The sequence below is a fragment of the Luteimicrobium sp. NPDC057192 genome, assembly GCF_042670205.1.
GTDB lineage: Bacteria > Actinomycetota > Actinomycetes > Actinomycetales > Cellulomonadaceae > Luteimicrobium.
This window is the reverse complement of sequence record NZ_JBHUWD010000036.1, coordinates 47,057-56,916: the sequence shown is the minus strand read 5'-3', so window position 1 is coordinate 56,916 and position 9,860 is coordinate 47,057. Positions and strand designations below refer to the sequence as shown.

The following is a 9,860-nucleotide window of genomic DNA, read 5'->3' as shown; positions in this document are numbered from 1 at the left end:
GATGTCGTCCTGCGCCCCGGCGATCACATGCTGGGCCGACGCGGCACCGTTCGCCGCGGTCTCAGCCTTGTGCTTGTACGCCGTCTTGGTCGCCGCGTCGGTCTCCGACTCGGCCAGGTCCTGGTAGTAGGACTGGGTCCGGGACGCGTCAGCGGCGTCCGCGTGCGCACCCCGCGCCTTGTTCAACGCGGCCAACGTGTCGGACTGCACCCGCTCCAACGTCCCCGCATAGGACACCAACGCGTCACCCGCGGCCTGATACCTCGCGTGCGCCTTCCGGACCTCGCCGATCGTGTCTTCCTTGCGGTCCATCAACGCATCCACCGCCGCCGAGACCGCACCCGCCACATCAAGACGGGCCATCGCCGACGCCGCACCCTCGATGGACTCCGCGACGTCCTGGTACTCCCGCCCACCCGACAGCACCAGCACCGGATCACCCGGCGTCGGATCCACGTCCAACCCCACCGGCGACCAATCGACCGGACGCGACATCAGCCGTCTCCGGCGAGCGCCTTGGCCATGTCGGCGTCCGTCTGCGTGAACGCGTCGGCGACCTGGGTTGCGCTGTCCGCGAGCAGGCGGAGGTTCTCCGTCATCTTGCCGCGGGTGTCGTCCCACTTGTGGGCGAAGTCCCGCACGGTCTTGGCGAGGTGGTCGTGCCCCACCGCCTCCGCTATGCGGTCGCTGTGCGCGTTCGCGTCCTCGAACTCGTCCGCCACCCGAGTCAGGTTGCTTCCCAGCTCGGTCACCGCGTCCAGGTCAAGCTTCAGATCGGCCATCGACCCACACCCCCTCCTGGCCCGCGAGCATAGCGGGCGACCGTTCCGTCGAAAATGGGGAGATCTCCCCATGACCTGCGGGGATCGCCGCCGGACGACCGTAGCGAACGGGAGCGACACGGGCGCGCCGTCGTCCACAGCGTCGCCCTGGACGTCGGGCGGTCCGACGGGGCGGCTCCGCCGAGTGGCCACCGACTACACTCGGACGGCACCCGTGTGCGCGTGCGCACGGGCGTCACCCCGAGCGTGCCGCGACCAGCGGGCGTCATCCACCGGTTCTCGAAAGGACACCTCCGTGCTCCGCACCCACACGGCCGGCTCGCTGCGAGCCGACCACATCGGTCAGACCGTCACCCTCACGGGCTGGGTCGACCGGCGCCGGGATCACGGGGGAGTGGCGTTCATCGACCTGCGTGATGCGTCGGGCATCGCCCAGGTCGTGATCCGCGACGAGGCCGTCGCGCACCCGCTGCGCGCGGAGTTCGTGCTCCAGGTGACGGGCGAGGTCTCGCGCCGTCCGGACGGCAACGAGAACCCGCACCTCGCGACCGGCGAGATCGAGGTCGTCGCGAGCGACGTCGTCGTGCTGAACGAGTCCGCGCCGCTGCCGTTCCAGGTCTCGACCGCACTCGAGGGGACCGAGACGATCGGCGAGGAGGCGCGCCTCAAGCACCGCTACCTCGACCTGCGCCGTCCGACGCCGGCGCACGCGCTCCGGCTGCGCGCCAAGGCCAACCAGGCGGCCCGCCGCGTGCTCGACGCCCACGACTTCGTCGAGGTCGAGACCCCGACGCTGACGCGCTCGACCCCCGAGGGCGCGCGCGACTTCGTCGTGCCCGCCCGCCTGGCGCCGGGAAGCTGGTACGCGCTGCCGCAGTCGCCGCAGCTCTTCAAGCAGCTCCTCATGGTCGCCGGGCTCGAGCGGTACTACCAGATCGCCCGCTGCTACCGCGACGAGGACTTCCGCGCCGACCGCCAGCCGGAGTTCACGCAGCTGGACGTCGAGCTGAGCTTCGTCGAGCAGGACGACGTGATCGCGCTCGGCGAGGAGATCCTCACCGAGCTGTGGGACCTCATCGGGTACCGGATCCCGACGCCGATCCCGCGCATGACGTTCGCCGACGCGATGCGCCTTTACGGGAGCGACAAGCCCGACCTGCGCTTCGGCAACCCGCTCGTCGAGCTCACCGACTACTTCAAGGACACCCCGTTCCGCGTCTTCCAGGCGCCGTACGTGGGCGCCGTCGTCATGCCGGGCGGTGCGTCGCAGCCGCGCCGCCAGTTCGACGCCTGGCAGGAGTGGGCCAAGCAGCGCGGGGCCAAGGGCCTCGCGTACGTGACGTTCGCCGAGGACGGCACGCTCGCCGGTCCGGTCGCCAAGAACCTCTCCGACGCCGAGCGCGAGGGTCTGCGCGACGCGACCGGCGCGAACCCGGGCGACGCGGTGTTCTTCGCAGCGGGCAAGGTGACGCAGTCCCGCGAGCTCCTCGGCGCCGCGCGCCTCGAGATCGCGAAGCGCACCGGCATGATCGAGGAGGACGCCTGGGCGTTCGTCTGGGTCGTCGACGCGCCGCTGTTCAAGCCGACCGGCGAGGACGACGACGTGGCCGTGGGCGAGGGGGCCTGGACCGCGGTGCACCACGCGTTCACGAGCCCGACGCCGGACTGGCTCGACACGTTCGAGCAGGACCCGGGCAACGCGCTCGCCTACGCGTACGACATCGTGTGCAACGGCAACGAGATCGGCGGCGGCTCGATCCGTATCCACCGCCGCGACGTGCAGGAGCGCGTCTTCCAGGTCATGGGCATCGACGAGGCGCAGGCACAGGAGAAGTTCGGCTTCCTCCTCGACGCGTTCCAGTTCGGCGCCCCGCCGCACGGCGGGATCGCGTTCGGCTGGGACCGGATCGTCGCGCTCCTCACGGACTCGGAGTCGATCCGCGACGTCATCGCGTTCCCGAAGTCGGGCGGCGGCTACGACCCGCTGACGGGCGCTCCCGCACCCATCACCCCCGAGCAGCGCAAGGAGGCGGGCGTCGACGCGAAGCCCGCCGAGCAGCGCCGCGACGGCGACGCACGGGCCGCGGAGCCCACGCCGGTCGTCTGACGCAGGTCTCCCGCGGGCCCGCGGTCTCTACCCGAGACCGCGGGCCTGCGGCGTCTAGCGTGGCGGGCGTGACGACACCGCTTGCCTCCGTCGACCCCGCGCTCCTGGCGGCGGGGTCGGTGCGTGCCGACCTCGACGGCCCCGTCCTGACCGTGACGCTCGACCGGCCGGAGGCGCGCAACGCCCAGACGCCCGCGACGTGGCGTGCCCTGGCCTCGATCGGGGAGGCCGTGCCGCCCGAGGCGCGGGTCGTCGTCCTGCGCGGCGCCGGCACGTCCTTCTCCGCCGGGCTCGACCGGGCCATGCTCGCACCCGGCGGCATCCCCGGGGAGCCGAGCCTCACCGACCTTGTCGCGGCGGGCGAGGAGCGGACCGTCGCGGCGATCGCGGAGTACCAGCGCGCGTTCACCTGGTGGCGCCGGGTCGACGCCGTCACTGTTGCCGCCGTCCAGGGCCACGCCGTGGGCGCCGGGTTCCAGCTCGCTCTCGCGTGCGACCTGCGGGTCCTCGCCGACGACGCCCGGCTGAGCCTGCGTGAGGTCCAGCTCGGCCTCGTCCCCGACCTGGGCGGTACGCGCCCCCTCGCCGAGCTCGTCGGGCCGGCGCGGGCGCTCGAGATCGCCGCCTCCGGCCGCTGGGTCGAGGCGGGCGAGGCCGAGCGCATCGGGCTCGCGAACGCCGTCGTCGGAACGGGTTCGCTCGAGGACGCCGTCCGTGACCTCGTGGCGAGCCTGCTCGCCCCGCCCGCCGGTGCGGTGCGAGCCGTGACCGGCCTGATGCGCGGCGCGGGAGCGCGGACCGCCGACGAGCAGCTCGCGGCGGAGCGCACCGCCCAGGCCTCACGGCTGCGCGACCTGGCCGGACTCAGCTGACCGGACCCTCCCAGTCCCAGCGGGGGAGGCGGAGGTCGTCGGGGACGTCGGCGGGCGTCGGCCAGCCGTGGTTCACCAGGTGGTTCGACCACGCGAACCAGCGCGCCAGCGTGTCGCGGAGCGCCGGGTCGTCGGGGATCGCGGCGTCGTCGAGGGCCAGGGCGAAGCAGGCCGCGGCCGCGGCGTCGAGGGAGTCGTGGGGCCCGTTGCCGGCGTGGGTGCGGACGAAGTCGGCCTCGGTCCCGAGCGCGGACGTGTACGTCGGCGGGCCGCCGAGGGACTCGCCCCAGTAGGCGGCGAGACGCTCGGCGTGCTGCGGGTGGATAGGCCGGTGCGTGAACGGGTGCGCGGCCTCCGGGTCGGCGAGGCACCGCACGTGCCAGGCCCGGGCCAGCGCGAGCATCGCCGGCGCACCCCCGCAGGACTCGAAGACCGTCGGGCGGGCGTCCGGCCCTGGCCCGGCGTCGTCGGCGGGGGCGCTGCGCTGCGGCTCGCTCATGTCCCCCACGGTACGTGCGCGACGCCGCCCGGGACAGGGCGAGGTCAGGACCGCACGGCGCCCCGCGTCGAGAGCCGCTTGAGCCAGCGCGGCCCCCACCAGTTGGCCCGGCCCAGGAGTGTCATGGTCGCCGGGACGAGCAGCATCCGCACGATCGTCGCGTCGATGAAGACGGCGATCGCGAGCGCGAACCCGATCTCCTTGGTGACCAGCAGACGCCCGGCCGCGAAGCCCGCGAACACCACGATGATGATCGCGGCGGCGCTCGTGATGATGCGGCCCGACCGCTGCAGGCCCAGCCGGACCGACTCGCGCGCCGAGACGCCAGCGTCGTGGAGCTCCTTGATCCGGGACAGCAGGAAGACCTCGTAGTCCATCGCGAGGCCGAACGCGAACGCCAGCACCAGCGCGACCACGTAGACCTCGATGCCTCCCGTGCTCGTGAAGTCGAGCAGGCCGGACAGGTGCCCGTCCTGGAAGACCCACACCAGCACGCCGAGGGACGCGAAGATCGAGAGGGCGTTGGTCAGCAAGGCCTTGATCGGGAGGACGACGGAGCCCGTCATGATCGCGAGGAGCACGAACGTCGCGAGCGCGATGATCCCGACCGCCCACCACAGCCGGTCGGCGAGCGCGGCCGTGAAGTCGACCTGGCCCGCTGCCTGGCCCGTCACGTAGTAGGTCGTGGTGACGCCCTGGTCGCGCAGGTCGCGGATCTCGTGGACGACGTCGACGACCGCCGCACTGCCGGGGTCGTGATCGGTCGTCCGGACGCCCAGGACCTCGATGCCGTCGCCCTGCGCGGGCGGGTCGACGGACTGCACGCCGTCGAGGACCGCGATCTTGCCGGCGAGGTCCTTGCCCTGCTGCTCGGTGCCCTGGACGACCACGCGGAGCTCGGGGCTGCGCGAGGCGGGGTACTGGTCGGAGAGCTCGGCGACGAACTGCCGGGACTCGCTGTCGGAGGGAAGGAGCTCGATGCCGGAGTTCCGGAGCTGGAGGCTCGCCGCGGGTGCCGCGAGGACGCCGAGGACGGCGACGCATGCGACGAGCACGAGGAGCGGGCGGCGCTGGACCCGCGTCGCGAGGCGCGAGAAGACGCCCTCGTCCGCCGACACGTCGGACGTCCGGGCCAGGACCGCGCGGAGCCCCGGGATGCGGCCGACGACGCCGGGCCGGGCCAGGCGGGTCCCGGACATCCGCAGCAGCGCGGGCACGAGCGTGAGGGCGGTGGCGAGCGCGAGCAGGATGATCGCGACGCCGGCGATGCCGATCGCGCGCATGAGCTCGGGCTCGAAGATCGCGAGGGTCGCGATGGAGATCGCGACCGTGAGCGCGGAGAAGGCGACCGTCCGCCCGGCGGTCGACACCGTGGCGACGAGCGCCTCGTGCGCGCTGCCCGCGCGGCCGCCGCGACGTCGTCGGCGGGGCGCGGTGCCGTCGTCGGGGGCGTCCACGCGCGTGAGCTCTTCGCGGTACCGGGACACCACGAGCAGGCCGTAGTCGATGGACAGGCCGATGCCGAGGACGGTCACCACGTTGATGACCGTCGCGTCGACGTCGAGCACGTACGTGAGCAGGTAGAGCACCCCGAAGCCGCACCCGATCGACGCCAGCGCGCCGAGGATCGGCATGCTCGCCGCGAGAAGCCCGCCGAACACCAGGACCATGATGACGAGCGCCACGGGGAGTGCGATCGCCTCGCCCGTGCGCAGGTCCTTCTCGAGCTGGTCGGTGATCGCGTGCACGACGAGGTCGTCGCTCGAGACGAGCACCGTCGCATCCGGCGCAACCGTGCCGACGTCGGACGGGAGCTCGCGCAGCCGTGCGACGACGGCGTTCTCGGCGTCCTTGGTCTGGGCGTCGCTGAGCGACGTCTTGAGGTCGACTACCACGATGAAGCCTTGGCCGTCCTGAGCGATCAGGGGCTTCGCGGCGTCCGACTTCGGGCCGTCGGGGAGGACGAACGGGTCGATCACGGCGTCGACGCCGTCCGTGCCCGTCAGGTCGTCGTGCAGGGGGCCGAGCGCGGTCGCGAGGCCCTTGGTGGTGGGCGGCGCGTCGTCGACGATCGCGGTGATGCTCACGGCCTGCTCGCTCGACGAGTTGATGAGCGCCAGCCCGGTCGCGCTCTCCGACCCGCTGACCTGCGGCTCTCCCGACGTGACGCGGTCGAAGAGGCCCTCGTCGGAGCCCACGCCCGCGACCGCCACGAGGTACGAGAGCGCGGCGACGACCACCCAGGCGGCGACGGCGCGGAGCGGGTGCCGCGCGACGGCGCGGCCGAGGCTGGCGAACACGGGGTCAGCATTCCATCCCTCGCGCGGGTGCGTCACGCCCGCGGCGCGTCCTCGCGTGCCCGTGGTGTGGGCTGCGCTGCGTACGCTCGTGCCCATGGACGTGCTCGGGGACCTGTTCGACGCCGCCTCGACCGGCCCCACCGGCCTCCCCGAGGTCCCGGCCTCCGCGCCCCTCGCCGTCCGGATGCGTCCGAGGACGCTCGACGAGGTCGTGGGCCAGGCCCACCTGCTCCGCCCCGGCTCGCCCTTGCGCCGCCTGGTGGACGACGCGGGGGCGGACGCGGGGCGCGCCGCGCCGTCGTCGGTGATCCTCTGGGGCCCGCCGGGCACGGGCAAGACGACGCTCGCCTACCTGGTCGCCCGGTCGTCGGGGCGACGGTTCGTGGAGCTGTCCGCGGTCACGGCCGGGGTCAAGGACCTCCGTGCGGTCATCGACGACGCTCGGCGCCGCCTCGTCAACGGTGGTCAGGAGACCGTCCTGTTCGTGGACGAGGTGCACCGGTTCTCCAAGACGCAGCAGGACGCGCTCCTACCGAGCGTCGAGAACCGCTGGGTGACGCTCGTCGCCGCGACGACCGAGAACCCGAGCTTCTCCGTCAACGCGCCGTTGCTCTCGCGCTCGCTGCTTTTGACGCTCGAGCCGCTCACGGGCGACGACGTCCGGGCGGTCGTGCGGCGCGCCCTCGACGACCAGCGGGGCCTCGCGGGCTCGGTCGTGCTCGAGGAGGACGCCGAGGACCACCTGCTCCGGCTCGCGGGCGGGGACGCGCGCAAGGCGCTCACCATCCTCGAGGCCGCGGCGGGCGCGGCCCTGTCCGGGACCGGCCCGGGCACCGGGACACCGGGTGTCGACCTCGAGACCATCGAGCGCGCCGTAGACGTCGCAGCCGTGCGCTACGACCGCGACGGGGACCAGCACTACGACGTCGTGTCCGCGTTCATCAAGTCGATCCGCGGCTCGGACGTCGACGCCGCGTTGCACTACCTGGCGCGCATGGTCGCGGCGGGGGAGGACCCGCGCTTCATCGCGCGGCGCCTCGTCATCTCCGCGGCTGAGGACGTCGGGATGGCCGACCCGTCGGCGCTCCAGACGGCCGTCGCAGCCGCGCAAGCGGTCGCGTTCATCGGGATGCCCGAGGGGCGGATCGTGCTGGCCGAGGCCGTGGTGCACCTCGCCACGGCACCCAAGTCCAACGCCGCGTACCTCGGGGTCGACGCGGCCCTCGCCGACATCCGCGCCGGTCGCGTGGGCACGGTCCCGTCCCACCTGCGTGACGCGCACTACGCCGGCGCCGAGCGGCTCGGCCACGGGGAGGGCTACCGCTATGCGCACGACGCACCGCACGCGGTCGCCGCGCAGCAGTACCTGCCCGACGAGCTGGTCGGCCGCCGCTACTACGAGCCGAACGACCGGGGGTACGAGCGGCAGGTGCAGGAGCGGCTCGCGCGCATCCGGCAGATCCTCGACGGCGACTGAGCGTGCGCCGCTACCGCCGGACGCCACCGGGGAGCGCGAGCCGCGTTCCGTGACGCCGTACCGCGTGGGGTAAGATCGACGGGTTGCCCGTTCGGGCGACCCCTGGGACCTCGGCCCAGTAGCCCACCTCCTCGCAGACCCTTCCCGGTCGACGACGGCGTGCGGCTCATCGGCTGGTCCAGCGCCGCCGGTCCTCCCGACCGCCCGGTGCGACGTCAGAACACGACAGGAAGAGAAGGAACCACCGTGTCCTCTGTGACCCGCTCGCGCCGTCAGGTGCGCCTGAGCCGTGCGCTCGGCATCGCCCTGACCCCGAAGGCCGTCAAGCACTTCGAGAAGCGCCCCTACCCGCCCGGCGAGCACGGCCGCGCCCGCCGCCGCACCGAGTCCGACTACGCCGTCCGTCTGCGCGAGAAGCAGCGTCTGCGTGCCCAGTACGCGCTCCGCGAGAAGCAGCTCGCCCGTGCGTACGAGGAGGCCCGCAAGGACAAGGGTCTGACCGGTGAGGCGCTCGTCGAGAACCTCGAGACCCGTCTCGACGCCCTCGTGCTGCGCTCCGGCTTCGCCCGCACGATCCTCCAGGCCCGTCAGGCCGTCGTGCACCGCCACATCCTCGTGGACGGCAAGATCGTCGACCGTCCGTCCTTCCGCGTGAAGCCGGGCCAGACCATCCAGGTCAAGCCGAAGAGCCAGGCCACCACGCCGTTCCAGGTCGCCGCCGCCGGCGCGCACCGTGACGTGCTCCCCGCCGTCCCGGGCTACCTGGACGTCCAGCTCGAGAAGCTCACCGCGCAGCTGACGCGCCGCCCGAAGCGCGCCGAGGTCCCCGTGACCTGCGAGGTCCAGCTCGTCGTCGAGTACTACGCGCGCTGACCCAGCCCGCCGCACGTCGGACGCCCCGCTTGCCCGCTCAGGTGCGAGCGGGGCGTCCGTGTGTCCGGACCCGGTCGGCGGTCCCACGCGCACGACGCGCGGGCGCGGCCGGGCGGGCGCCGCACGACCACTGCCACCTCGGTAAGGTGGCGTCGCGGCCCGTTCCGGGTCGCGCACCCGGACAGAGATGAGGGAGCACATGAGCGTCGGTGACGTGGCCGGTCTGATCGCGGCGATCGCGTTCGTCCTGCTGGTCGGGTTCCTCGCCGTACCGCTGCTCAAGCTCGGGCGCGTGCTCGACGAGACGCGCGACTCCGTGCGGCAGATCACCGAGCACTCGGTCCCGATCCTCGACGAGGCCGCCACCACGGTCGCGTCGACCAACGGACAGCTCGCGAAGGTCGACGTCATCACCACCTCGGCCGCCCAGGTCAGCGAGAACGTCTCCGCGCTCACCGGTCTGTACGCCGCGACGGTGGGGCGCCCGCTCGTCAAGGTCGCCGCGTTCAGCTACGGCGTCCGCAAGGCCTTCGCCCGCGCGTCGGGCCGCTCCGCCGGCGGTGCCGAGTGAGGCGCCTCTTCTGGATCGGCGTGGGCGTCGCGGTGACCGTCGTGGTCGTCCGCCAGGGTCGCAAGGTCGTCGCCCGCTACGCGCCCGCGTCGCTCGTCGACCAGGCGACCGACCGCGCGAACGCGGTCGGCGGCCGCGCCGTCACGTTCGTCCGGACGTTCGGCGAGGAGTTCCGGACCGCGCGCGACGCGCGCGAGGCCGAGCTCCAGGCGGCGCTCCTGGCCGAAGGCCAGCCGGCCCCCGACGACGTGCGCCGCGCGCGCGCCGAGGGCCGTCGCCCGGGCGACGCGAAGCCGGCGGCGCCGGGCGCCGTCCCGCGCGACGAGGAAGATCCCGACGTGGGTTACGCGTTCTTCTGACGTCGCCCCGAGCGTCACCC

General features: G+C 73.3%; 10 protein-coding genes. 6 read left to right on the top strand and 4 right to left on the bottom strand.

Going from position 1 to position 9,860, the window contains the following annotated elements:
* A partial coding sequence (locus ACFT5B_RS16045) for a hypothetical protein (RefSeq protein ID WP_386800019.1) occupies positions 1 to 456 on the bottom strand: 456 nt, incomplete at its 3' end.
* A 38-nt stretch (positions 457 to 494) separates the two neighbouring features.
* Entirely contained in the window at positions 495 to 782 is a 288-nt protein-coding gene (locus ACFT5B_RS16040; protein WP_386800017.1) for a hypothetical protein, read from the bottom strand.
* 295 nt (positions 783 to 1,077) lie between these two features.
* Here ACFT5B_RS16040 and aspS point away from each other — a divergent pair, with 295 nt between their 5' ends.
* Positions 1,078 to 2,889 (top strand): aspartate--tRNA ligase, encoded by a 1,812-nt coding sequence (aspS, locus tag ACFT5B_RS16035; RefSeq protein ID WP_386800015.1) that lies wholly within the window; start codon positions 1,078 to 1,080, stop codon positions 2,887 to 2,889.
* 68 nt (positions 2,890 to 2,957) lie between these two features.
* Positions 2,958 to 3,761 carry an enoyl-CoA hydratase/isomerase family protein gene (locus tag ACFT5B_RS16030; RefSeq protein WP_386800013.1) on the top strand — a complete coding sequence of 268 codons (804 nt, stop codon included), beginning with the start codon at positions 2,958 to 2,960 and terminating at the stop codon, positions 3,759 to 3,761.
* Here ACFT5B_RS16030 and ACFT5B_RS16025 read toward each other — a convergent pair.
* Together ACFT5B_RS16025 and ACFT5B_RS16020 are read right to left on the bottom strand one after the other, a co-directional pair.
* Entirely contained in the window at positions 3,754 to 4,260 is a 507-nt protein-coding gene (locus ACFT5B_RS16025; protein ID WP_386800011.1) for an oxidoreductase, read from the bottom strand. The genes ACFT5B_RS16030 and ACFT5B_RS16025 overlap by 8 nt on opposite strands.
* A 44-nt stretch (positions 4,261 to 4,304) precedes the next feature.
* Entirely contained in the window at positions 4,305 to 6,560 is a 2,256-nt protein-coding gene (locus tag ACFT5B_RS16020) for an MMPL family transporter (protein WP_386800009.1), read from the bottom strand.
* A gap of 94 nt (positions 6,561 to 6,654) precedes the next feature.
* On the opposite strand from ACFT5B_RS16020, the gene ACFT5B_RS16015 reads away from it, so the two are divergent.
* From ACFT5B_RS16015 to ACFT5B_RS16000, 4 genes are all read left to right on the top strand, one after another.
* Positions 6,655 to 8,037, top strand: a complete 1,383-nt coding sequence (locus ACFT5B_RS16015) for a replication-associated recombination protein A (RefSeq protein WP_386800007.1) — start codon at positions 6,655 to 6,657, stop codon at positions 8,035 to 8,037.
* A gap of 246 nt (positions 8,038 to 8,283) precedes the next feature.
* Complete coding sequence (gene rpsD, locus ACFT5B_RS16010; RefSeq protein ID WP_386800004.1) at positions 8,284 to 8,910, top strand: 30S ribosomal protein S4; 627 nt, start codon at positions 8,284 to 8,286, stop codon at positions 8,908 to 8,910.
* Between the two features lie 199 nt (positions 8,911 to 9,109).
* Positions 9,110 to 9,481, top strand: coding sequence for a DUF948 domain-containing protein (locus ACFT5B_RS16005; RefSeq protein WP_386800002.1), 372 nt, complete (start codon positions 9,110 to 9,112; stop codon positions 9,479 to 9,481).
* On the top strand, positions 9,478 to 9,840 hold the full coding sequence (locus ACFT5B_RS16000) for a hypothetical protein (RefSeq protein WP_386800000.1): 363 nt from the start codon (positions 9,478 to 9,480) through the stop codon (positions 9,838 to 9,840). The genes ACFT5B_RS16005 and ACFT5B_RS16000 overlap by 4 nt, the downstream gene beginning before the upstream one ends.
* The last annotated feature ends 20 nt before the right edge of the window (positions 9,841 to 9,860 follow it).

Excerpts from the sequence above, each read along its gene's own strand:
- ACFT5B_RS16015 (WP_386800007.1), top strand. The coding sequence starts at position 6,655 with ATGGACGTGCTCGGGGACCTGTTCGACGCCGCCTCGACCGGCCCCACC.
- ACFT5B_RS16005 (WP_386800002.1), top strand. The coding sequence starts at position 9,110 with ATGAGCGTCGGTGACGTGGCCGGTCTGATCGCGGCGATCGCGTTCGTC.
- ACFT5B_RS16040 (WP_386800017.1), bottom strand. The coding sequence starts at position 782 with ATGGCCGATCTGAAGCTTGACCTGGACGCGGTGACCGAGCTGGGAAGC.
- ACFT5B_RS16025 (WP_386800011.1), bottom strand. The coding sequence starts at position 4,260 with ATGAGCGAGCCGCAGCGCAGCGCCCCCGCCGACGACGCCGGGCCAGGG.